This is a genomic window from Leptolyngbya sp. Heron Island J, assembly GCF_000482245.1.
Lineage (GTDB): Bacteria > Cyanobacteriota > Cyanobacteriia > Phormidesmidales > Phormidesmidaceae > Leptothoe.
Genome location: NZ_AWNH01000066.1, coordinates 44,577 through 68,419, shown reverse-complemented (window position 1 = coordinate 68,419; position 23,843 = coordinate 44,577). Strand labels below are relative to the sequence as shown.

Sequence of the window (23,843 nt, the reverse complement as noted above, 5' to 3'; positions counted from 1 at the left end):
CCTATATCTAAGTAAACAGAGCACTGTTTTACTTACCCCTCTATATCTAACCTGCCGCCCTCCCTGAACCTTAGCGTTCGGGGAGGGCGGCTTATTTGAAGCAAGGCTGTAGTATCGGGTAAGCAGAAATAAGCAGAAAAAGGATAACTCGCAAGTGAGCGATCGCACATCCACCTGTAACAACGATCACAAAACGTCTATCGGAATGAAGAGGCAGCCCCCTGTTTCCCTACTCAGAACAAACAAAACAACGTTCTACCCCCTCGGAGTTCCAACGCTCACCGGCACACTCACACACCTATTAGGACTTTATCTTCGACTCTAGAAGAACATGCAAAAAAATGGAATAAACAGAAAAAGAGAATATGATATAAATGCATTATGCTCTTATATTCGTCAATTGACTGCCAGAATCTAGGGGTGCATTTCAAGGAGTTTGCAAGCTTTCCCACACTTTTTGGCAGTCTCCTTATTTATCTGATATCGGCATTGGTTAAACCAATTTAGCGTTCCTTGCAACCCAGTAAATAATGAATATTCTGCCGTGTATCCCGTACGCAGGAGGGCCTTGTTGCAGCCTACCCAGTGAGATGGATCGCCTCCTCTTTTGTTGCCTGTAAAGGTAACACGCTCGATGCTTTGATGGGCCATCGTGACAATTAGATAGGCTAGATCGCGAATCGCCGTACCGTGACCAGAGCATACATTAAATATGGGCGCGCCAATTTTTGTCTGGCTAGTCAGCGTTGCGAGTGCGCGTGTGGCATCCTCAACGTGAATGAAATCTCGGACTTCCCGACCACTGCCAAACAACGAAATGGGTTCATCGGAAAGCAACGCCTTATGCAGAATGTCAAACACCACTTGTTTTTTCTGTCTTGGTCCATAAATAGAAAAAAGACGTGCGATCGCAGCTTCAAACCCATAAAGGTCTGAATAGACGCGGATGTACTCTTCTGCGGCTAATTTACTGACACCATAGGGGGAAATCGGTCTAACAGGTGTCTCCTCCGTAATTCGATGGGTGGGGGGCTCACCATATACAGCCGCTGAAGACGCAAAGATAAAACGACCTCTGAATTCACAGTTGCGCAGCGCATCGAGTAAATGGAAGGTGGCAACTAAGTTTTGTGAAAAGTCTTGAGTGGGCCATATGATAGAACCTGAGGCATTGGCCATGCCCGCTAGATGAAAAATCGTATCAAACCGTTGATCGGCTAAAAACTCACCAAGCTGTGGAGTGAGTAGATCAAGTTGGACAAATTGATGCGGCAGTTTTAGCCAACGCCCATACGCTGAGTTGCTCGCCGCAGGTGGATAAATGTCAATGCCCGTTACATGGGCACCAGCAATGGTTAGCTGATCGCACAGTGCCAGGCCTAAAAAGCCACTCACGCCCGTAATAAGAACACGCTGACCACGTAAAAAGGTATGGATCATGGAGCCATATATTTAAAGTACATGTTGAGACACGGGCGTTTGTTCTAGAAATGTGAAAAAGCTTTTTTCTAATGCCTCAACACAAGATAAGTCATCATAGAGGCGATGCTTATTCTGCGCCATTTGTTCTGTTACGACCTGACGCCAGTGCTTGTTGCGCCCGAGACAGATGGCGATTTCCCCATAGTGCTCAACGCTGGTTGCCACCGTTGAGACCACGCCCATTTGTTGTAAAATTGCACTACTGACGCGCCCACGCACAAACTCTCCTGGCATCGTTACAACTGGTAAATTATGAGTGATTGCTTCCAGCGTTGTGGTTGTCCCAGCGACGCCAATGCTGTCTAGGAAAATGTCTCCAAGCGCATTGAGACGATGGTAATCAGTATCTGACAATGTCGGTTGCATCACCACAAACTGATCCATATCTAGCTCAGCGTCAGAAAAAGCTGGTCGTAGGCGATTTTCAAAAATACGTGTTAATGCCTCCGATGACTTATGCTTGAGGAAAACAAATTGGCAATCGCCAACGGCCTTTGCAATCTGAGGGTAGATGCGATCATAGTGCGGCAGGTATTTAAACAGTGATTGCAAACATAGATAAACAACAGATGATGATCGCAGTCCGTATGCTTGTCGCTGTAGGTCTGCTCCGGTAACCTGGAGCGGCGTGTAATGAATGGACAGATTGGGCAATCGAATCAATTTTTCTGTGTGATGGTGTTGTGCATTCCTGGGTTCTAGCAATTCGCCACTCAAGTAATAGTCCATGGTTGGTAGACCGCTGGTGACGTAGGTGCCCCAAGTAGTGCATTGAATGGGAGCTAGGCGCAGCGCCGATAGCTGAATGCTGATCTTATCCATACTGACTTCTGGATAAAGCAAGACGTGGGGATGATCGGTGCTGATAATCTGGCCCCAGGCTTCGATGGATCGTGTCCCGTCTGTGTAGGAATGCAGTAGCGATCGCGCCAGGTCTGTTGCGTGATCTTTTTTTGTCCCTAATGAATAGCCCAGTAGTTGAAACTGTTCATGATTTAGATGCTGCAACCACCCCTTTAAAATCACTTTCCATACAGAATGGTTGTGAAAATGGCCGAAAACAATGCCGATTCGCAGTGGCTCTGTTGCGTTATGAACAGATGTCTTGGGAAACGGTAATGGGCGTTGATAGGACCATTGTGGATAGCGTGCCGCCATAATATGACAGACTACGTCTCCATATAGTCTCTGCAACTCAGTATCGTTATGCCCTTGATAGATCAAGTAAAACGGACTCACGGTACCGACAACCGTCGCCAGTTCGGCAACAGCCTGTGTTGGAGCCTTCTGCAAACGTTGGTGCAGCTCAAGCAGCTGACTATGATATCGATGTCGGCTGGACAATACCTCTTGTTGTGTTCGATAAATAATCGGGATCTGTAGCATGCAGGCAAAATAGCGGGCGGCTAGAGAATCCGGTTCAAGTGCGATCGCCTGATCACAGCATTGCAAAGCTTGTTCAGATTGGCCAAGATGATGATAGGCTCTCGCCAGACCCAAATAGCTCTCAACGTTCTCTGGATCAAGCTTTAACGCTTTTTCGTACCATCGAATGGCCAACACACTTAGTCTTGGCTCGGGCGGGTGATTCAGATACAACGTGGCCATTCGATGGCAGTCAGTTACCGTGTCCTGGTTTGTTCCCATCATGCGACCACCTTCGTACAAACATTTGCACAGGCCAACGTGATGGCTAACGCTTCCGTACCCCGCTCAAACCCTGTTGCCTGATCTACAGCTTCCGTAAGACGTTTTAAATCGAGATATTGAGCGACGGCATGGAAACGCGGTTCCGTCTGGAGCTGTTCGAGCAGTTCTGGCAAGGCCGCGACCATCACCTGGCCAATCACATCAAAAGCCGCTTGCTCTGCTTTAGAACGATTCCACCGGATCTCTTGGGGAAGTAAACCACCCACGGCGCGACGCATTAAAGAACGCGTCCATCCATTTTGAACAAACTGCTCAGGCGGTACCCCCAAACAAAACTCCAAGATCCGCCGATCTAACAATGGATAACGGTAAGAGACACCTTGCCTGGCCCCATTGATAGCCCATGATTCAATGCGCTTGGTAATGTGACCGTTGTCTAACCAGCGCCACTGCATTTGTTGCACACCAGGACGCTCACGCAAAGCTACACCCCGTAATCTCCGCACCGCCTCCCGATGTTCATCGGCAAACTGAGAATTGATCCAGCTCTCTGGGTAGCGGCTGTATCGTCCCGCAAGCATCACGGCAATAGGCTCTGGAATCAGAGGGATCAACACTTTTTCGTAAAACAGACGGGCATATCTCGCCGTTTGTCGTACTTGTGAGATATTATCGCTTGTCTTTGTGAAGGCACACAATTCATGGTGCAGCTGTTGCCACCGACCTTGCAAGAACTGTGAAGAGAGACACCCCCAACCATGTCCTGTCACCGTTTCATCACCGCCCCACCCTGAAAGCATCACGTGCACGTGATCTTGGCTAGCCTGCTGCAAGACAAGTTCTTCTCGCAGCATCATTTCGTAGGGCACACGGGTAAAATCACGCCGATACGTGCGTACAACATCCTCTACACTGAGGTCGATATAGTTACAATCAATGGCATACTGACGGCAGAGTGTTTGGATAAGATCATGTTCATTTCCAGCTGGTTTATTGGTTCGACTTGGATGAGGTGACCAGGAATAGGCCTTCAGCGTTTTGTCTTGGTGTTGTAGCAGCTGCGATGCAATGGCTACTATAGTGGATGAATCTAGCCCACCGCTTAGGTGAGCACCAATGGGCAGATTTGTTTGGATGCGGCATTCAACAGCCTGGAACAACAAGTCTCGTAACTGTTCGGCATAGGCCTCATTGGATGGCAAGCGAACGTCGCGGATATTGTCTAAAGACCAATAGCGACAGAGTCGGCTCGTCTCTTTTGTCACCGACAGGTGGTGGGCAGGGGGGAGCTTGAAAATATTGGCATGAAATGTCTGATGCTTCTCAGCAAAATACGTATCTTCTTGGAGATGCGCAGCTAGCAGCGGCTCGTTCAACTTTTGAGGCACGGAGGAGCAGGCCAGCATAGCTTCGATATCTGAGGCAAAGACAAAGCAGCCGGGAGCGTCATAATAAAAAAATGGCCTCAGCCCCATATGATCCCGACCGCAAAACAATTCTTTGCGTTGCTGATCCCAGATAACAAAAGCAAACGCCCCAACTAGCTGCCCAACGCAAGCTTTCTGCCACTTCGCGTACCCTAATAGAATTAAGTGGCTATCAGTGAGTGTGCGACGTTCACTCACGGGAATCTTCAATATCTCGTATAATTCTTCCCGATTATCGATCCGTGCATCGGCTATGATAAACAGTCCTAAAGCCTGTGGATGGGTAATCGGCAAACGCTCAGGATTTGATGTAGAGTCTAGGTCACAAAGAGAATAACCGAATCCGATCTCCTCTCCGATCTCCTCAGTGCAGTGGGTGCGAGTGCCCGTTGGCCCCCACAGCTTTATGATGGCTCGCATGGCCCCCAATGTTTCAGGGGTGACAGGTTGGCCGTTTTTGTGAAAAATCCCAAAAATGCCGCGCATAGTCTACTTACCGTGTCTACTTTCCGTAAAATGCAACAACCTGATATTGAGCAGCGATCGCCCCGCCCGTAATCGTTTGCTCCCCAACACGTAGCCAAGCGTGTGCCGCCAGCTGAGTGCCTTCGTTGCTGAGTCCTAGATAGAGCGTACTGGAAATCCCACGCATCCGCAGCATGAGCTTTCCTGAGATAGCTTGTGCCAAACAGTTACTGCGCCAAGGCGTGTAAGGGCTTACCATAGTGATAGCTGTGGCAATCTGTTGGGCAATCAGCTGGTGAGACCCCGTGCAAACTTTAGGCGTTTCACAATTCAGATGGCCAAGACAAGATCCGAGAAGACGCAACGGTAAAACAAGTACCGCACAGCGAGACAACGCCAGCAGTACAGTTGCTTCCAACAACATGAACTGTGTTGCCATCGGCAGGTTAATGTAGCGCCCTACTCTATAGCGCCATCCTGGGAGAGCCCTATCTATATTGCTGTGCACTATGATTCAACAACATGGGCTACTTTTTCATCGATCATCCGCTGTAGAAAAGCTTGTGTATCAGCGAGACAAGTATCCGCTGATACCGCATAACGTTCCTGCAAGGCGGCGCAAATCTCAGCAATTGTTACAGGGTGCTGTATTAAATGCCAGATCTCGCTCCCCACAGAGTCGAGCGCGAAGTAATTATCTGTCTCCAGACTCATCATCATCACTTCGTTGCCTAAGTTAGCTGCGATGAGGTCTTCTTTTTGCACAATTTTAGTTGTCAGCTCAAGCATTTACGTCTCCCAGGGGCATGTGTGAAGTGCATCTCGATTATGCAAATAAAGCCCTCATCTTCAACCCATCTCTCTCAGAATCTATCGATGCTGTTTTGACTCAGTAGATATCATGAAGGTCTACAAGCACCAGCTTCTACGTTAGGGATGAAAGGACCGCTATTGGTATCCTTAACGCTAATTTTCTTTAGCTCGGGAGCTGTCCATTGTTTTTTATGGGTAGATGCTTCGTTTTTCATCCTGCTCAATCCTCGTTAATGGTTTTAATGTTGCACAAGGGTGTTTAGCATCCCTTTCGAGATGCTACTAATTCATATTTCCCAAATTCACAAAGAAAACTTAGTCTAAACCAGGTCTAACGGTCAAATTTAAATTGATTATCCGCAGACTCAGAAGCCCTTTAAAGAGAATGTACTTTCTGCAATAGTGTGATCTGGTTGATAAGTGAAAAACCATTCCTAGGTCGTGTTAGCTGGCATATCTGGCCAGCACGAATCAGTTCAGCCGTCTGCCTAAAGAGCCGTTTTTGTACGCCCAACGCTTGGGTGTACTCCCCTCGAAAGATATTCTTAACAATGGCAGCTGTCATCTCTGGCAGTGATAGTGGTGTAATTTCCACGGTCTCAACATCGGCTGGGTTAAGCCAATAGATCATTTTCAGGGCGGTGGGCACCGAAGCCAGCTCATCTTGTAATAAACGCGAGTACTTATCTTCCTTTTGCCATACCTTTTGCATTAGCTTTTTATTGTGTCCTAGCTGCTGGATGGTGTCATGCCATAATCTAAGCTGGGCCATGCCTGGCAATACCTGGAACCCACGGCCTGGAGAAAACTCAAGAGCGCATAGGTCTTCTGCCAACAGTTTATACCCAGTATCGATCAAGCCTGCTGCCAGGGTTGATTTTCCAGAACCAGATGGTCCCATAAAAATTAAGGCACCTTGGTCAGTTGCGATCGCACTTGCATGGAGAATCAGCTGATGGCGTTGATGGAGTAATGCACCAATACATTGGGAAAACAAATACAACCGGACAAGACTATCCGAACAGCTTGCCTGGGGCTGAACCACAATCTCGCAGCCATTGGTGACGTGATAATTAGCGATATTGTCAAGACGCAATAGATACGCGTCTGGTTTAACCTGACTAAATCCATCATCAAGCTGACGTCCCTCTAAGATACTAGGGACAAGGCCAACTCTGATGACAACATCGGGGCTTGAGTGAGCGGCGGCAATGGGCGATAGTTCGGGGCATTCGAATTCCGATACGATATGCAACCCAAATCCATAATAATGATGAAAATGATTGTTTGGATAGTGTAGACGTATCTTCGATTGTTCAGTGGTTTTTGTCTCTAAATCGATCCACATCCTTTCTCCTTTAAAAAACCAGAATCCTGGATTTAGATTTTTCCGATAAATTAGGAGCCGCTTACAATGGGCTAAAAATCTCTACTACTCAGATCTTGCCCTAAGGTCGGTTGTGAAGCTCAAACCCACGCTGGGTTCAAAACCCAACGCTAATTGAGGGCTGTCCACTCAAGGGACAAGATTGGCTGGGCCGCTCTCAATATAGAGCGTTTAGGGATTCTTTAACCGCTTGAGCGGTTTTGAGCCAGTTAGCCTTGCGACTTTGAGTCCAAGGCGGGTTAATGCTTCCTTGCCAGGTGCAAGATCTCAGTAATAACTTAATGGTCTTACAAAAAGAGGATCTCAACGATTGTGTAAGCTGCCATCAGTAGTTATACGAATGTTGTCTAAATCAATCTTTGGACTTTTAAAAACCATTGGGCAACAAGTTAAAATTGAATGAAGTTTATGTATTTTTACGAGTGTTTTACTGGAGATGGTCGAGTACTATTTACCTGTTTTGTTGAGTATGTGTAAAAATCGAAAGTTATTATTATCTTAACTAGGTTAGTTCGTAAGTTCCGTACGCTATGGAGTTTAGATGTCGAGAGCCGATGGCTGTTACTACAGACTTTTCTCCTCTTGCCGTCAGTGGCCCTATCCTTAAAATTCTGGGGGCTAAGGTTCACCCAAGCAATTTTAGTAAAACTGTTCCCTACCCCAGCTTCGCCGCCACCTGATCATTCACACCGGCTTATTACCACAACTCGGATGGTGCAGTTGGCGACAAAATACTGTCAGCCTTGGGCTAACTGTTTAAAAAAATCATTAGTATTATGGAGCTTACTACGAGCTCAAGGGATTGATGGCCAGTTGCGCATTGGGGTGCGACAAGATACCCAAAAATTTGAAGCCCATGCCTGGGTAGAGTGGCAAGACTTTATCCTGGGCGATCGCCAGGATGTGCGGAAGCAATTTGCCATGTTTGATCGCCCCATTGACATTTCTTCTTTGTAAGTAAATTAAGTAAACAAGATGTCGATTCAAACTGCCTTACAATTTATTCAGCATGTTCGTAGCAATGAGACAGTTCAACATCAGCTTGAATCGACGGATCTACAGGTGGGGTTAGCCGCGTTGGTGGATATCGGAGCTATGTATGGCTTTGAATTTACGATGGAAGAACTGCAACAGGCGCACAGACATGACTGGATGATGCGCTGGGTTCATTATCAGTCTTACTGAAAATGAACAGGCAAAGCGTTCAATCCATGGACACTGATATCGAGCTTGGCTTACTTGCTGAGGGTGGAGAGAGCCATTCGTGGGCAAACCATAAATATCCTTTTGCTTCCAAGGGAGAGTGGGGATGATAGACCACCTTAATGTGGCTGACGCGGCGGCTCAGGCTAGTAAAACAGTTCTGAGGTCGCAATAATGAGGCCTTAATCAACTCCCCCGGCCAATGGGTGGGGATAGTCATGGGGGTGGTTTGTCCTGGCCATTGCAAAAAAGCTTGTCGCTTGGCAGGCGTACAGTATCCCTGATCAACGAGGGTATCTAAAAAATTGGCCCAACCGGGTTCATCCTGGGGCTGCTTTAGGAAAATACATTCAAAGCCTAACTTGGGATATACCTGTTGCCCCACATCCAGGCACACCGTGATCCGATCCACTTGGGTCGCTAGTTTTGTCATAAGTGACTCGATTTCATCGGTTTGGCCTAGCCATTTTATCCGTTGTAAGTACGGGACCAACAGCTCCGGCTGTAGGCGCTTGACATTCACCCGCAATGCCTCGACAGAACGGGACAACATGACGCCAATATGGCTGACGAAAGTACCTTCTGGACAAGCCGTAAAGCAACGTTTTAACGAATCCTGCCAGGGTACCCAAGTGGATCCCAGAAGACTATCCAATACTTGGCTGGCCTGCATAAACGATTGGGATGGATCTGAAAGATGGGTGGGTAAAGCAAAGAAGAGCGAGGGCAACAGCCGAGGGTTTGAGACATCACTGTCAAACTCAAGCCAAATCTCTGGAATGCTGTCATGAAGACTGGAGTCGGGATCCGACCAGTGATGGAGGAAGGTCTGAATGTGGTTCCATAGCGGATTAATTGCCAAGGATGGCTCGGCAAGATATTTTTTCAATAGCGCTGGTTCATCATTGCCAGATATGACACATTGTTGAATGTCCACCTGGGGTGAGTTGTCCCCTAGACGACACTCAAATCCACCCCGTAAAATCGGGGCCATCTGACTGGCAAGGATTTTGAGCCCAGGCACCTGGTTTGGCTCCAATAATGCGGCGGAGAGTTGGGGTAAGAGTAAGTCAATGGATTCAGCAAATACAGCCGTCATCGGTTTTAGGAGTGTTATGCGCAAGTTAACTAGCTGATGCCCTCGTTAACCTGGAAATGGGCTGATTAGCAACTAACGTTAAGCCATAAATACGATAGCGCTATAGAGTTAGACCTTCAACAGTTAGGTCTTTATGATCACCATAATGGGTCAGCAACCCTAGTTAGTCTTCAGATAGATCGGGTTAATCTTTCCTTTAGGTGATTCAATAACTCCCATGGTGTACATAATTTTGCGTAGGGGCCTATGCCTGCTTTACTGCGGTGATTTATGTGTTTTTACGAGTGTTTTTACAAGTATGTTTCACTTATCATTCGTTTGTTTTGTTGAGTATGCGTAAAAACCGAAAATCATAATTATCGTAACCGTGGACAATCCAGAAACTGTAGTCCTTGCTTTAAGAGCACATGTGAGCCGCTCACATTTTTGAACTTTTTCTAATACTATGAGTGGTTTTGTTGCTATTCTCAATGGAGAGGGTCACCCCCTTGACTGTTCTTTGCTTCAGCAAATGACAGATTTAATGGTGTTTCGCGGCCCAGATGCCCAGAATATCTGGAGTGAAAGTTATGTGGGGCTTGGCCATGCCCTGTTGCGCACCACTTGGGAATCTGAGCAAGAACGGCAACCCCATAGTTTAAATGGCACGGTTTGGTTAACTGGAGATATCCGTCTCGATCGCCGTCAGGGGGTAATCGATCAACTCCGCCAGGCTGGGTGCATGGTAAAATCAGAGGCCGCCGATGTTGAACTGGTTTTACAGGCCTATCAGGTTTGGCAAGAGAATTGTTTAGACAGACTGAGTGGAGATTTTGCCTTTGCCCTATGGGATGGTCCCCGGCAGCGTCTGTTTTGTGCGCGGGATCAGTTTGGGGTGGTGCCGCTCTATTATGCCACCGTTGGTAACGGTGTCATTGTCAGCAACCATTTGAATTGCCTACGGCTGCATTCGCACGTGTCCGATTATTTGAACGAGCAGGCGATCGCAGACCTACTGTTGTTCAGCATGAATATGGATCGCAGCAGTACCACCTTTGCCGATATTCAACGGTTGCCCCCAGCTCACACCCTGATATGGTCCGCAGGCAAGGTGCGTATCCAGCAGTACTGGCAGTTGCCAGAACAGGTGGAAATACTCCACTATAAAGACCCACGGGAGTATATCGAACACTTTCGAGAATTATTTGACCGGTCTGTGGCCGATCGGCTGCGTACCGGTCAAGTAGGTACCCATTTAAGTGGCGGCATGGACTCCACCAGTATTGCGGCCACGGCCCATGGTTTGTTGAAAACAACTTGTGGCTTTAAGGTTGACCTCCGGGCCTACGCGATTGTTTACGACCATTTGATCGAAGAAGATGAGGGGACCTATGCGGCACAGGTTGCTCAACAGGCTGGATTGCCCCTGGAATACCTTATTGCAGAAGATTTTATTGAGCAAGCTCCCCCAGAGAAACCAGACTATCGTTATCCTGAACCTCTCCTAATTCCCACCCAGGTGGCAGAGGTGGAGATTATTCGCCGGGTAGCCACCTATGGTCGCGTCTTACTGCAAGGATTTGGCGGGGATCCCGCCCTTTATCCAGTGCCCATCAATCTATCTCAGTTACTACAATACCAGTATTTTATTCCTAATCTCCTGGGCTGTATGGGAACACTTCGCTCAAAGCTCCGCCTCCGAACTCGCCTTAATCGATGGCTTGGAAGAGACCAAACGATGGTGTTACCTGGCTGGTTTAACCCAGATTTTGCTAAACGAACGGACCTAGCCGCAAGATTGCAAGAACAATTGACGATATCACGACAACTAGAACGCTATGGGATGGCCGATGAACCCCTTTGGTCTAACATTTTTGGCTGGTCTGACCCTGGCTTCAGCGGCTTCCCCGTTAAATCGCGCTTTCCCTTTTTCGATTTGCACCTGGTGTTATTTTTACTGTCCGTCCCACCAGTCCCCTGGTTCCAAAGTAAGTTCTTGTTACGGGAAGCGATGCAGGGGCGATTGCCAGATTCTGTGCGGCAGCGGCCTAAAACCCCTTTAGGTGAGTCTCCCCATTACAAGTTGATGCAACAGCGAGGCATCCAACCCTGGATGACAGAATTAATTCATACCACTGCGTTAACACCTTATATTAAGTCAGAACAACTATTACAAACGTTGCAAAAGCCTGAAACTCTCACTTCCCTGGGCTATAATCAGGCATCAAGCGTTTTACAACTTGCTTATTGGCTATGCCATTCATAGCATCCATAGGCTGAGTTTCATTTCAGTCAAGAATAACGGCACTCAAGTACCATACTACAGGATGATTATCATGTCTCAAACGACTCCTAATAAGACACCAAAATCAGGCAAGCGTCTATACCATTCTCCTAAATTCGATAAATTAGGTAAAGTGAGTGAGCTTACACTGACTAGCACAACATTTGTGGGTTCAGACGGTGGCAGTGGAATTTTCCAATATGCTTCATAGCTGACGTTTTGAACGGTCTATATCTGTGCCTCAACAAGCTTCTAAGCAGAATAAAACATACAGGATTTATGGCCTGACCCTCCAGGTAAATCGATGTTTGCCTAATCTCATCTCCGCTAGCCCTGATTTACCCATTGATGTCAAGGTTGACTTAATGGGTGGAGAGAAATCCCAGATACCGTCTCCTGATGTTGAGTTTGTGTCGTCGGGATTGACGGTTGTCACCCAGGCCGATGTACCCTATTACCAACTTTGGTTTCGTGGCGATGGACAGCTTAATTTTGAGATCGATGCTCTGGGTACTGACATTTCAGCCACCTGGGATCGCTCGGTTCTAGAAGAAGTTACTGGCCTCTTAGTGGGACCCGTTTTAGCTTGTGTGTTGCGGTTGCGAGGTAGGTTGTGTCTTCATGCTTGTGTGGTTGCCATGGGGAAACAGGCCATTGCCATCGTAGGTGACACCGGAGCCGGAAAATCAACTACAGCAGCAGCCTTGGTCAGTCAAGGCTACCCAATGCTGGCTGACGATGTGGCGGTACTGGACAATTTATCCCAGTCCTGGCATGTCCATCCGGGCTATCCTCGTCTACGGCTATGGCCTGAAACGATCCAGGCTGTATATGGATCAGAGGCTGATTTGACAAGGGTTTTTAGCTTTTCGGAGAAACGTTTTGTTGAGTTAACTCCCAGTGATTCTCCGGCGCTCAATCAAACGGCATGGAACTTTTATCCTCATCCCCTACCGTTGTCGGCTATTTATGTCTTAGATACCGTGAATCAAGATCAGCTGACAGCGGCAGTGCCAACAATCGACCCCATTTCCCCTGCTGCCGCTGTGATGCTACTGATGAGACATCGATCGGCTGGCCAGTTGATGAACGCGGATGCCGAGCAGCAAGCTAGGGAGTTTGCAGCGATGAGTTCTGTGGTCAGGGATGTACCTGTACGAAAGGTGAAACGCAGTCATAATTTGCAGGCACTGCCTCAACTCTGTGATGCGATTGTAGAAGATGTGAGGCTGAGTGCAGTTTAGAGCTGCAATGCCATTAACCCAGGAATTGTTAAATGACCATGGACACTGGAGTAGTCTTGGACTTAGATCGTTTTTATTCAACTGAACCAGTTCAGGCCTGGAAACAGATTATTGGTGAAGATTTACATTATCATTTTGGCTATTTTCGAGGTACTGAAACATTAGAAACAGGCTTAAAACAAACGGTTAGAAATTATTATCCCCATATTCCCCCGGGTTCAAACGTTTTAGATGTTGGCTGTGGTTGGGGTGGTCCGGCCCAACTATTAATTGCAGAACGGGAATGCACGGTCACTGGGATTACCTGTAGTACGGCCCAAGTGAATTATTGCCAAAGCCTAGGTTTACATGTATGGCAACAGAATTTAGATCAAGATTCTGGGAAAATTCCTGGCGATTATGATGTGATAATTAGCCTTGAAATGATTTCCCATATTCAGGACAAATTAAGCTTGCTACATCGTCTACGTTCCTGTGGATCACGCTTAATTTTGTCAGAAAGCTGTGCGGCAGATGGTTATAGCGGTGATCGTTTAACATTTGGTAACTCCATTGTGCTTTGCACTGTTTCTGAACTGGTGCGCAATTTGGAGTCGGCAGGCTGGACCATTCAATCTATAAAAAATCGACGGGTTTACTCCCTAAGGACGATCTTACTTTGGCAACAGAATTTTGAGCGAATCTATGGTGATTCTGAACCCCCTGGACAGCTTGGTGTTTTGCGTGGCCTGGTGGATACTGCGTTGCGATCGCCCAGAGGTTGGTGTCAGTCTTTCCCGTTGATAGACATCGTGGCAAATTGAGGTATTTCATTTAACGTTAGCTGCTAAAAAAAGCCGAAATGGACTGTCTACCTTTTGACCCTCGATTGCCAGAGTTTCGGGCCAACCCCTATCCTACCTATCGTTATCTGCAGACCCATCATCCCATTTATTATCGGCCTGACCATAACGACTGGTTACTGACGCGCTACGCTGATGTTGCAGACGTTCTCAAAAGTTCTAAGTTTGGTCGTACAGAACACCACCAGTCATCGGTACAACAAATCAGCAGCCAACGGCCTCTGCATCGATTCTTCAAACTGCGACAGGAAAGCCAAAACCTGATGGGCCTATGGCTAGTGCTGAGAAACCCACCCGATCACAGCAGAATTCGTTCTCTTTTACATCATCCCTATCGGCCTGTCCGGGTTCAGGCCTTGCGATCGCATCTGCAAACAACAGTCCATACCCTGATTGATCAGGTCCAAGCTCAAGGCCAGATGGACCTGATTGCAGATCTCGCCTATCCCCTCACCCTCAGTTTGAACTGCAAAATCTTAGGCATTCCGCCCCAAGCTTGGCATCCCAAGTTTAAGCAGTGGTCAGAAGATTTATCTGTAATTGCAGATATGGATGTGACACCCATGGCGAGAGAACGGGGACTGTTAGCGATCGCAGGTTTAGCTGACTACTTTCAAAGTTGGTTTGATCAATGTCGCACTATCCCTCAAGGCCAGGACAACTTAATTGCCACCCTGATGCAAGCCGTAGCCGACCATCAGTTAAGTGAAACAGAACTGCTCTCAACCTGTATATTCATGTTTACCGTTGGGCACTCTTCCACTGCAAATTTATTGGGCATAAGCATGCTCACCTTACTTCAACATCCACATCAGCTACAGCTACTCCAGAGTGAACCATCCTTAATGGGGACGGCAATTAATGAAGTCTTGCGTTATGACAGTCCGGTGCAGGGGGTCTCACGCCAAGCACTGGTGGATGTTGAACTTGACAATCACATGATTCCACAGGGACAAGTGGTGAACTGTATTATCGCTGCCGCTAATCGAGATCCGGCTAAATTTTCTGAACCTGACGTCTTTGACATTAAACGCAGCCCCAATCCTTTCCTGTCCTTTGGCCAAGGCATTCACCTGTGTATCGGCAAACATATGGCTAAACTTGTGGCGGAAATCACCGTAGGGATTCTAGTGCAGCGTTTGCCTAAGTTATCCTTAGTATCCACAGCGCCAGAGTCTTTCAACTGGGAAGAGTCTTTTCTGGGACGGGGATTAAAATCATTACCGCTCTCATTTTAATCAATCGAGCCAGCATGATTATAAAGTAGCCATGGAAGCTACGCAGCACTCAGTTCAACTAAACCATGGGTTAATAATTCGTCAATTAATGTTTCCACATCATGCTGTAGCAGTGTTGGCTCCACATCATATTCAGTTTGCAAGGTGGCGATGGCCATTTCAATGGACTCTTTCTCAATCAAGGTTTGCCACATATGAGTTCCCACATCATCCAATCCAAAATATTCCTCAGTTTGAATATTTAACAACACAGACTCTCCGGCTAAGTCTTGAGCTAACACATGGGAGGTCACGGATAGTCCTTGATCTAACGAAAATTGCATCATAGTTTTAGGATTGTTGAACGAAATCGGGATCTGGAACCCATAGTCTGGAGAAAACTCAAGAGCGCAATTGATTCACATTCTTTTCCTGTGACAAACTAGAATCTTAGATTTAGATTTTGCAGATAGACTTCAGATAAACTAGGGGCCGATTACGGCAAGCCAAAAATCTCTACTAAATCAATGGTCTTACAACAAGAGGATCTCAACGATTGTGTGAGTTGCCATCAGTAATTATACGAATGTTGCCTGAATAATTTTCCAGACTGTCAAAAACACTTTTTATAGTATTAAATGAGTACGCTGAGCACTATTCAGGTCACACAGTCCAACCCAAGTCAGGAACTGAGATGCAGCGTTGGCTTCGATCCCTTGTTCCGCAAGGAATATACCTTATTATTGCCATCAAAATTATTTGGCAAAGCGCACCGCAGTGGACATGTGTAAGCTCTCTATTGCTAGTGTTTCAGGGTCTGCTGCCTGCCACCTTTTTCTATGTCAGTAAAGTAATTGTAGACAATATTGGAGCTATCTTTAGTACAGCTCATGCCCTTCCCAATTCATGGCATAGCTATACTCACCTGATGCCATGGTTAGTAGTACTTGGGGGCATTGCCATTGTTGATATTGTCTTAACAAGCACCACTGACTTGGTCAACACGGCACAGGGTGAAAAAGTAACCAACAGTCTGCAAGATATTCTCCATGCAAAATCCATTGCCGTAGATTTGGCATACTACGAAAATCCTCAGTATTATGATGTGCTCCAACGGGCTCAAAATGAAGCATCTTTTCGCTGTAATCAAATTTTGAGTAGTCTGGCGAATGTCTTCAAAAATGCTGTTTTGCTAGCTGCCCTCAGTGGACTTTTGCTGTCTATTTCTTGGCAGATTATCGCTCTTCTAGTGGCTGCCTCCCTCCCTGCTTTGTGGGTTCGGCTGAAATATACCCGTGTCTTTTACCGCTGGCAACGTCGCCGTACAGCCTTGCAGCGCCAATCTTTTTATATGAGTCATTTGCTGACGGAGGCAAAGTTTGCTAAAGAAATTCGCCTGTTCAATTTAGGCTCATTTTTAAGACGTCGGTATCGCACAGTACAAACTAAAATTTATCGAGAAAAATTAGCGATCGCAACCAAGCAAGCTGTCTACAACTTTAGCACCCAACTCTTTGGTGGAGTATTGTTACTCGTTAGCTATGGCTATATTATTTATCGAGCATTTAACAACGAATTTACCTTTGGTGACTTAGTTCTTTATTATCAAGCTATGCAGCGAGGGCAAACCGCATTAAAACAGTTTTTTAATAGTTTGGCGCAACTCCATGAAAATAATCTATTCCTCAAAAATATCTTCGAATTTCTGGAACTAACACCTCATGTGCTGGAACCTGAGCAGCCCCAAGTAATGCCCACCACATTTCAGAAAGGCATTGTTTTCGAGCAGGTTAATTTTAAATATCCCAACACTCAACGCCAGGTTCTGCACAACATTAACCTCAGGGTTGCCCCAGGTGAAACCATTGCCCTAGTCGGTGAAAATGGATGTGGGAAGACGACGCTGATTAAGCTACTTTGTCGGCTGTACGATCCCACATCAGGAGATATCTACTTAGAGAGTAAAAATATTAAACACTACGCAATTTCCGAGCTGCGACGACAAATCAGCGTTATTTTTCAAGACTATGCCAAGTACTATCTCACAGCCCGCGAGAATATTAGCTTTGGCAATATTGAATACCACCATGACGTTACACGGATCGAATCTGCGGCTCGTCAGTCTGGTGCTGAGTCAATTATTCAAACGCTTCCTAAGGGCTATGAAACTATTTTAGGCAAACTCTTTGATCAAGGCGAAGAACTAAGCATAGGCCAATGGCAAAAAATTGCCTTAGCCCGAGCCTTTTTGCGAGACTCACAAATTATGGTTTTAGATGAACCCACTGCCGCTATGGATCCCAAGGCAGAATATGCTGTGTTTCAAAAATTAAAAAGCTTAGCTCGTCACCAGGCGATTGTTCTGATTAGTCATCGTATGTCCACTGTGAGGCTGGCCGACCGTATTTATGTAATGGAACAGGGAAAAATCGTTGAATGTGGCAGCCACGCTGAGCTGATGAACAATCAAGGGCTTTATTTCCAGTTGTTTGAAATACAAGCTGAAAAATATCGTTAGAGAGAAACGGATATTTGCTCTCAAGTACAAGCCCACAGGGGCATGGAAGTTAACTTGTCAGGGCTTCAACACCAATCGCTCCCGCAGCCAAAGCCACATGCCAAGGCTCAACACCCCATCGACCACACTGCTCCCCAGCGCCAGCCCCGCAACGCCTAGGGATTGATATAGAAAACCGTTAAATAAAATGTTTAACCCCAGACTCCAGGCGCTCAGCCAGCCTAATGCTCGATGGGCGCGGAGCACATGTAGGACGCGGACCAGCAGTTCTCGGCTCAGGTACGCCCCCAGCCCCAACCCATAGCAGCGTAGTACGTGCCCCACCAGTAATGTCGCTTCCGGGTCAAAGGCCCCTCGCCGATACGTCAGTGCCACAATGGGGGTGGCCAACAGTGCCATCAGCCCGCCCATGGGTAAAACGAGTCGGAGAATAAGACTTAAAGCTCGTTGAGATCCCTCCCATAGCTCCCCAGGCTCATTCGCCACCTGCGCCAAGTTTGGCACCAGCGGTACGAGCATCACATTGGAAAAAATCCCTGCCGGGGCCTGCACTACTAGAAACGCCAGCGTTAGCGCACTGGCCGCCGCCCCCGGCTCAGGTAGCCATGAGGCAAAGGCCAAGTCAATGTACCAGTTTGCTCGGGTAACACTCATAAATAAGCAGCTAGAGGCAATCAAACGCAGCGCCACTCGGATTTCTGACCACGTGCTCAGATGTCGCCAAGCCCCACTCAACGAATGACTAAGTGGGTACCCCCGCAGGCCCAGCCACAGCACTCCCCACTGCAGCACCGCCCCTGCTAAGTAGGCCCAGGCCAGCACCTGGCCGCTCGCTAGGTCAGCGCTATTGAGCTGTTGTTGGAACCCATGGTTAAACCAAAATGCGCCTGAGATCGCAGCCAAACTCGACAGCAGCGGACTCAGCGTTGGCAGCCAATAGTTACGATGCCAGGTCAACAGACCAATGTTGAGGCCGATCATGCTGCCGAACCACACCGTCACAGCCATAATTTGCAACTGCCGAATTGCCAAGCCTCGGACGTCACCCGCCCCCACCGCCAGCCCCGGCGCGATCAGATCAATACCCTGGGGAGCCAACCAAACTAGCAAGCCAGTCACCCCCAACATTGCGCCACCGATCACCACCGTTAACGCCCGAACAATGGCCCTGGACTTCTCCGGAGGATAGTTCGCCAAAATAGTCAAAACGGCACTGTGCAACGGGCCATTAATTCCCCCCAGAACAACTAGAAACAGGTTTGGTAATAAAACTGCATATTGGAAGGCTCCATAGAGCGGCCCAATCCCAAAAACAGCTGCGTTTACCTGCTCTCGCATCAAACCAGCCAGCCGGGTGGCCAGAGTTGCCCCCGCCACGACGCTGGCCGATGAAGTCAGAATTTGAACAATTTTTGGAAACAGGGACAAACGCTTGGGCAAGACTCAATCCTAACTAAGATTTAAGTTTGCTTCATTGAAGACCAGTAAAGTCTCCACAGTACCGTCAGCTGACATTGAACAAACCTTCCTTCTCGTAGAAAACAACAGTGTTTACCCATAGAACAGAAAGATTTTTGTAAGTGTAGTCCTCTTAAGCCTTAGCCGTTGGTTTACCAAGAATCCGAGAAAAATATTGTCAGTACACTCACTGTATTTTCACGCAGAAAATCAACACCATTAGCACCAGTCAATAGAGAAAGTTCAATCTAACAGATTTTTTGAATTAATAGTCTGGTTAAATAGTCTAATGTGACATTTTTAATCGTATGCAGTAGGTTGTGGTGCCAGTGTCTATTCTTAGTAGAACAGTTTAACCAGGACATGCAGACACCGGTGAACGGTCTAGTGGAAGAAGGTCTATTGATGATTTCTGTTATTAACTAAGGGTCGCACAGCAGCATGAGTGGAATAGTTGGTTTATTTAGTCGGCCCAGTAAGCCGGTCAGTCAAGCATTGCTGCGTCAAATAACAGACAGTATGGCCTTTCGCGGGCCAGATGCCCAAACCTGTTGGCATACACCACTGGCAGGTCTGGGACACGCGCTGCTGAGAACGGCCCCAGAACAGGAGCAGCAACCCCTGACACTAGATCAGTGGGTGTGGATTTCAGCAGACGTACGCTTGGATGGCCGCGATGAGCTCATTGCCAAGCTCAGGTCCTATTATGCCGATATTTCATCGCAGTGCTCGGATGCATCTTTAGTGCTGAGAGCTTACCATGCCTGGGATACGGCCTGTGTTGAGCATCTCCAGGGGGATTTTGCCTTTTTAATCTGGGATGAGGGGCAACAGCGTCTGTTTGCCGCCCGCGACCATTTTGGTGTGGTGCCCTTTTTCTATGCCCAGGTAAAAGAGACTTTGGTGTGTAGCAACACCCTAGACTGTGTGCGTCGCTATCCCGGCGTTAGCGATCGCATCAATGAGCAGGCCATGGCAGACCAGGTGCTATGGGGCATGAATCTGGACTATCCCACCACTCTTTTTGACGATGTGCGCCGGTTACCCCCGGCCCATACCCTAACCTGGGAACCGGGCGTGCTCAAGGTGCGCCCCTACTGGCAGCTGCCTAGGGTGCAACCGCTGACGCTGTACAAGCGCCCAGAAGACTATGTCGAACACTTCTCTGAACTGTTTGAACAAGCCGTATCTGACCGGTTGCGCAGCCCCCAGGTGGCAACTCACCTCAGCGGTGGCATAGATTCCAATAGTATTGCTGCTGTGGCCCAGCACATACTACAGCAACGGGGACAGGCGGGCCATTTGCAGGCTTTCACAATGCAAGACCGGATCATAATGCCAAAAGAAAACGCCTATGCGGCCATGGTGGCGCACACCATGGGCGTTCCCCTAAACACACTCGATGCGACCGGCAGGTATCGCCAGGTGCCCGATTTGCACCCCGCCCGCTCGCCTGTGCTGCCACCGGGCTCTGTCATGGGCAGGCAAACCATAACAACATTGATGCGGCGCTGCGGCGACCATGCCCGCACGGTGCTGACCGGGTTTGGCGGCGACTCGGCCCTGCGCTTTGGTGAGTTTTACCATTGGGAATGGTGGCAGCAGGGGCTGCGACAGCGCTGGTGGCAGGTACAGCTTGATTACTTTAAGACCCACGGCACACCAAGGGTATTCTGGCGGCGGGCCTGTCGGCGCTCCATTATCCGCAACCGGGCAACGGTGCCCCCTGCGTTAGACCACAACTTTGCGGCTCGCTGGCGACTCAAGCAACGGTTGGCCGCCCAGCAGCTCGATGCGTTAGACAACATCTCTCGCTATGGCATGGGTCACACCGCTGTTTGGTCCAATATCTTTGAAATGCATGATCCGGGTATGACTGGGCTACCGGTGAAGCCGCTCTACCCCTTCTTTGACCTGCGATTGGTGGAGTTTCTGATGGCGATTCCACCGATTCCCTGGCTGGTGGATAAACGGCTGTTGCGAGAAATGATGTATGGCAAGCTGCCCGAGGCCATTCGCACCCGTAAGAAAATGGTGTTTGAAGCGCCAAAGGACTATGCCACGGTGATGCAGGCGATGTTGCCGGTGTGGATAGAAGAGTTGGTGAGAACCGCGCCGGGATTAGAGGCTTATGTGAATCGCGAGCAACTGTTGAAGATCCTTCGGGCAGCAGATTCGGCAGGAACTGAGGCTATGGAGGCAACAGAGAGACTGTTGGGGCTGGCCTACTGGCTACAGGTTTCTACTGAAGCTAAACCGTTTAGTGAACAACCGTTGACTGTTGCCACAGCTCCGCAAGGAGAACACTGCCGTTATGTTCACTCCTGTAGCCTTTGATGGTGTTATGGGTCCTGGTCTTGGTCTGTCTTAAGTCTTATTTGGTTACCAAAGCCTTGCTAGTGTCACCCCTTTACGCAACCCTTACCCGTGCACTCTCCACAAATTACCTACCTGCTATCCTATCTCAACCAAACAGTGACTAGTGCCGCACTAGAGTCACCTCAATGGCCTGCCCTATTTCATCTGTCACAGCGCCACGGCGTCTTACTTCGGCTCTACCATACCCTGCCTCCTTCCCTCCAATGCCCTCTACAACAAACCGCCCAATCCCTCACGGTTTACAACTGGCAGCTTGCTAGAACCCTCACCCATCTCTTTTCCACTTTTCACCAAGCCAATATCCTCGTCCTCCCCTGCAAAGGCCCCACCCTGGCCCTCACCCTCCACGGTGACCTCTCCCGCCGCACCTACTGTGACCTCGACCTGCTGGTCGATGCGACAGATGCCGAGGCCGCCCAGTCTCTTCTCCTGGCCCAGGGCTACTGCCTGCGGGACAGAACTCCCTGGGGCAGCGACTTCACTGCCCCCAACGGCCAATTCAGCATCGACCTACACTGGCAAATCGCCCCGCCCTGCTTTTCCTACCGGCTCGATCTTGCTGCCCTACACCAGCGCTGTCGTCCCCTGCCCTACCTGGGAACTACCCTACCTACCCTCAGTCCAGAAGACCATTTTCTTATCCTTTGCGTCCAAATTGTTAAAGACAGTTACTTTGACCGTCTGCGTCTGTCGCAATTTTGTGACCTGGCCGATCTGATGCCCAAACTTGATCCAGAACAGGTGCTCACCCTGGCCGGTAATAACCTCCGTCTGGTGCACTGTGCCCTACAGTTGACCCACCGTTTTATTCCCCTCACCTTGCCCTTACCGCTACAGGAGGAGCACGCCAGCTATAGCGACCCTATTGCTAACCGCCATATTGATCAGGTCGCTGCCACACTCTTCACTGAGCGCGACCCCCACCAGGGCATCTTCAGCCTTTTGCAATCCAACCCTATCAGCAGCAGCAAGCAAGCCTGCCTCCGTGCTCTGCTACTGTGTCAGTACCCCCACCGGCCCAGCTGGACCGACTTGCGCCTGCTGACCCATGTTGTTGGCTATGCCCTGACTCCCAATTCCCGCGATCGCACATGGCTTTCCCCCCATTTCTCCCACTGGGGACTGTCCTATCTCGCTCGGCCACTGCGCCTGTTGCATAAGCTTATCCAGATGTTGATGCCTCGTCTTTACCCGTCAGCCCATACACCCCCGCCAACACCATCCAGTGCAGAGCATTAATCCGTGCATCGTAAAACGGTAGGTCAAACAGCGAAAAGCCCAGCAGCCCCCACAGGGCTAGCCCATAGCCCAGCAGTGTTGCCCTGGTTCCGTCCTTGAACAAAGGCAATAGCAGCGATCGCACCCCCCGATAGCACACATATCCCACCGGCAACGCCAGCGCCAGGGTCAGTACCACTCCTCCTTCTGCCAGCAGCATTAGCCCAATATTGTGGGCGTGGGACATCTGCAAATAGTCCTTCAGCGGGTTCAGCGTTGGGTATAGCTGCGCAAAGCTGCCCAACCCCCAACCCAGCCAGGGCCTAGCTTGTACCAACTGCCAAGCGACCCACCAAGTATTCAATCGAGAATCATGCTGCCAGCTTTGGTTTATATCTGCCAGCGTCAGCTCGTAGGTGCCAATGCCACCCAAAATCCCACTTCCCACCAGCGCCAGCACACCTATCCTCCCCAGCCAGCGTAGCCGGCCCCGCAGTCTGCCCAGCCACAGCATCAGCATCAGCTGACTTAAGGCCATCAACCACCCATTACGCGATCCCGAACACACAATGCCAATGCCCACTAACCCCAGTGCGATTACCAGCGCGATCTGTCGCCAGCGCTGCGGCCACTGCCCCACTAATCCCAACCCCAGCCCCAACAAGACCACCAGATAATTGGCATACACATTAGGGTTCGAAAAAATAGAGGCCGCCCGGTGATAATGCTCTCCCTGATATATCCAATTCACCAGTGTCTGGTCAGCCAAAATGGCCTCCACTCCCGGTGCTTTGAGGATGTACTCCACCAAGCCCACCACATTCACAGGAACTGACGCTAGTAACAGCCCCCAGGCCAGCCCCCGCCAGTCCACCACAGAAAACTCCAGGACCAGCAGCACTGCAAATAGCCCAAAGTAGGGCAAATAATGCACCAACCCAAACCCAGCCTTGACCGGGTCATGGGCCAACAATGTCTGTCCCACCATCCAGAGGGCCACTAGCCCCAGCCAGCGCACAATGCCAGGACGCAGCAGCTGCATTTTGTAATTCCATACCGCCAACAGCAGCGTCACCCCCAGCCCCACCAGGCCAACATAAAACGGCAGCCCCAGGTAGCTCAGCCATAGCAGCCGCCCAGAAGAATAGGTATGGTACCAAATCTTCTCTCGTTTCATC

19 protein-coding genes are annotated in these 23,843 nt (G+C 48.8%); 9 read left to right on the top strand and 10 right to left on the bottom strand.

Annotated elements, in window-relative coordinates:
- Positions 1-414: 414 nt before the first annotated feature.
- The 6 genes from N836_RS73545 to N836_RS73540 form a co-directional block, all read right to left on the bottom strand.
- Positions 415-1,440, bottom strand: a complete 1,026-nt coding sequence (locus N836_RS73545) for an NAD-dependent epimerase/dehydratase family protein (protein WP_023074039.1) — start codon at positions 1,438-1,440, stop codon at positions 415-417.
- A gap of 12 nt (positions 1,441-1,452) precedes the next feature.
- The gene (locus N836_RS58085; protein ID WP_081716914.1) at positions 1,453-3,132 is read right to left on the bottom strand and encodes an O-linked N-acetylglucosamine transferase, SPINDLY family protein; all 1,680 of its coding nucleotides are present in this window, start codon (positions 3,130-3,132) and stop codon (positions 1,453-1,455) included.
- Positions 3,129-5,045, bottom strand: coding sequence for an asparagine synthase-related protein (locus tag N836_RS58080; protein WP_023074037.1), 1,917 nt, complete (start codon positions 5,043-5,045; stop codon positions 3,129-3,131). The genes N836_RS58085 and N836_RS58080 overlap by 4 nt, the downstream gene beginning before the upstream one ends.
- A 16-nt stretch (positions 5,046-5,061) precedes the next feature.
- Positions 5,062-5,463, bottom strand: coding sequence for a lasso peptide biosynthesis B2 protein (locus N836_RS58075; RefSeq protein ID WP_031293272.1), 402 nt, complete (start codon positions 5,461-5,463; stop codon positions 5,062-5,064).
- Positions 5,464-5,531: 68 nt separating this feature from the next.
- The gene (locus N836_RS58070; protein WP_023074035.1) at positions 5,532-5,813 is read right to left on the bottom strand and encodes a PqqD family peptide modification chaperone; all 282 of its coding nucleotides are present in this window, start codon (positions 5,811-5,813) and stop codon (positions 5,532-5,534) included.
- Between the two features lie 400 nt (positions 5,814-6,213).
- Positions 6,214-7,185 (bottom strand): HPr kinase, encoded by a 972-nt coding sequence (locus N836_RS73540; protein WP_023074034.1) that lies wholly within the window; start codon positions 7,183-7,185, stop codon positions 6,214-6,216.
- Positions 7,186-7,713: 528 nt separating this feature from the next.
- Here N836_RS73540 and N836_RS0138580 point away from each other — a divergent pair.
- Positions 7,714-8,181 carry a lasso peptide biosynthesis B2 protein gene (locus N836_RS0138580; RefSeq protein ID WP_031293268.1) on the top strand — a complete coding sequence of 156 codons (468 nt, stop codon included), beginning with the start codon at positions 7,714-7,716 and terminating at the stop codon, positions 8,179-8,181.
- A gap of 18 nt (positions 8,182-8,199) precedes the next feature.
- A complete protein-coding gene (locus N836_RS58065; protein ID WP_023074032.1) occupies positions 8,200-8,409 on the top strand; it encodes a Nif11-like leader peptide family natural product precursor in 210 nt (69 codons plus the stop codon).
- A 19-nt stretch (positions 8,410-8,428) separates the two neighbouring features.
- Here N836_RS58065 and N836_RS58060 read toward each other — a convergent pair whose 3' ends face one another.
- Entirely contained in the window at positions 8,429-9,526 is a 1,098-nt protein-coding gene (locus tag N836_RS58060; RefSeq protein ID WP_023074031.1) for a hypothetical protein, read from the bottom strand.
- Between the two features lie 445 nt (positions 9,527-9,971).
- On the opposite strand from N836_RS58060, the gene N836_RS58055 reads away from it, so the two are divergent.
- The 4 genes from N836_RS58055 to N836_RS58040 all read left to right on the top strand — a co-directional run bounded on the left by N836_RS58055 (position 9,972) and on the right by N836_RS58040 (position 15,113).
- Positions 9,972-11,771: an asparagine synthetase B family protein gene (locus N836_RS58055; protein ID WP_023074030.1), complete on the top strand. Its 1,800-nt coding sequence runs from the start codon at positions 9,972-9,974 to the stop codon at positions 11,769-11,771.
- Positions 11,772-12,025: 254 nt separating this feature from the next.
- Positions 12,026-13,033, top strand: coding sequence for an HPr kinase (locus N836_RS58050; protein WP_023074029.1), 1,008 nt, complete (start codon positions 12,026-12,028; stop codon positions 13,031-13,033).
- Positions 13,034-13,065: 32 nt separating this feature from the next.
- On the top strand, positions 13,066-13,836 hold the full coding sequence (locus N836_RS58045; protein ID WP_023074028.1) for an SAM-dependent methyltransferase: 771 nt from the start codon (positions 13,066-13,068) through the stop codon (positions 13,834-13,836).
- A 38-nt stretch (positions 13,837-13,874) separates the two neighbouring features.
- Complete coding sequence (locus tag N836_RS58040) at positions 13,875-15,113, top strand: cytochrome P450 (protein ID WP_023074027.1); 1,239 nt, start codon at positions 13,875-13,877, stop codon at positions 15,111-15,113.
- A gap of 38 nt (positions 15,114-15,151) precedes the next feature.
- Here the strand turns inward: N836_RS58040 and N836_RS58035 are convergent, their stop codons facing one another.
- A complete protein-coding gene (locus tag N836_RS58035; protein ID WP_023074026.1) occupies positions 15,152-15,439 on the bottom strand; it encodes a PqqD family protein in 288 nt (95 codons plus the stop codon).
- Between the two features lie 347 nt (positions 15,440-15,786).
- On the opposite strand from N836_RS58035, the gene N836_RS58030 reads away from it, so the two are divergent.
- On the top strand, positions 15,787-17,610 hold the full coding sequence (locus N836_RS58030; protein WP_023074025.1) for an ABC transporter ATP-binding protein: 1,824 nt from the start codon (positions 15,787-15,789) through the stop codon (positions 17,608-17,610).
- 57 nt (positions 17,611-17,667) lie between these two features.
- On the opposite strand, the gene murJ is transcribed toward N836_RS58030, so the two are convergent.
- A complete protein-coding gene (gene murJ / locus N836_RS58025; protein WP_023074024.1) occupies positions 17,668-19,050 on the bottom strand; it encodes a murein biosynthesis integral membrane protein MurJ in 1,383 nt (460 codons plus the stop codon).
- 459 nt (positions 19,051-19,509) lie between these two features.
- On the opposite strand from murJ, the gene N836_RS58020 reads away from it, so the two are divergent.
- Positions 19,510-21,405, top strand: a complete 1,896-nt coding sequence (locus N836_RS58020) for an asparagine synthetase B family protein (protein ID WP_023074023.1) — start codon at positions 19,510-19,512, stop codon at positions 21,403-21,405.
- A gap of 90 nt (positions 21,406-21,495) precedes the next feature.
- Positions 21,496-22,686 carry a nucleotidyltransferase domain-containing protein gene (locus N836_RS74780; RefSeq protein WP_071789074.1) on the top strand — a complete coding sequence of 397 codons (1,191 nt, stop codon included), beginning with the start codon at positions 21,496-21,498 and terminating at the stop codon, positions 22,684-22,686.
- On the opposite strand, the gene N836_RS58010 is transcribed toward N836_RS74780, so the two are convergent.
- Positions 22,610-23,842: an O-antigen ligase family protein gene (locus N836_RS58010; RefSeq protein ID WP_023074018.1), complete on the bottom strand. Its 1,233-nt coding sequence runs from the start codon at positions 23,840-23,842 to the stop codon at positions 22,610-22,612. The two genes, N836_RS74780 and N836_RS58010, sit on opposite strands and share 77 nt — an antisense overlap.
- Between the last annotated feature and the right edge of the window lies 1 nt (position 23,843).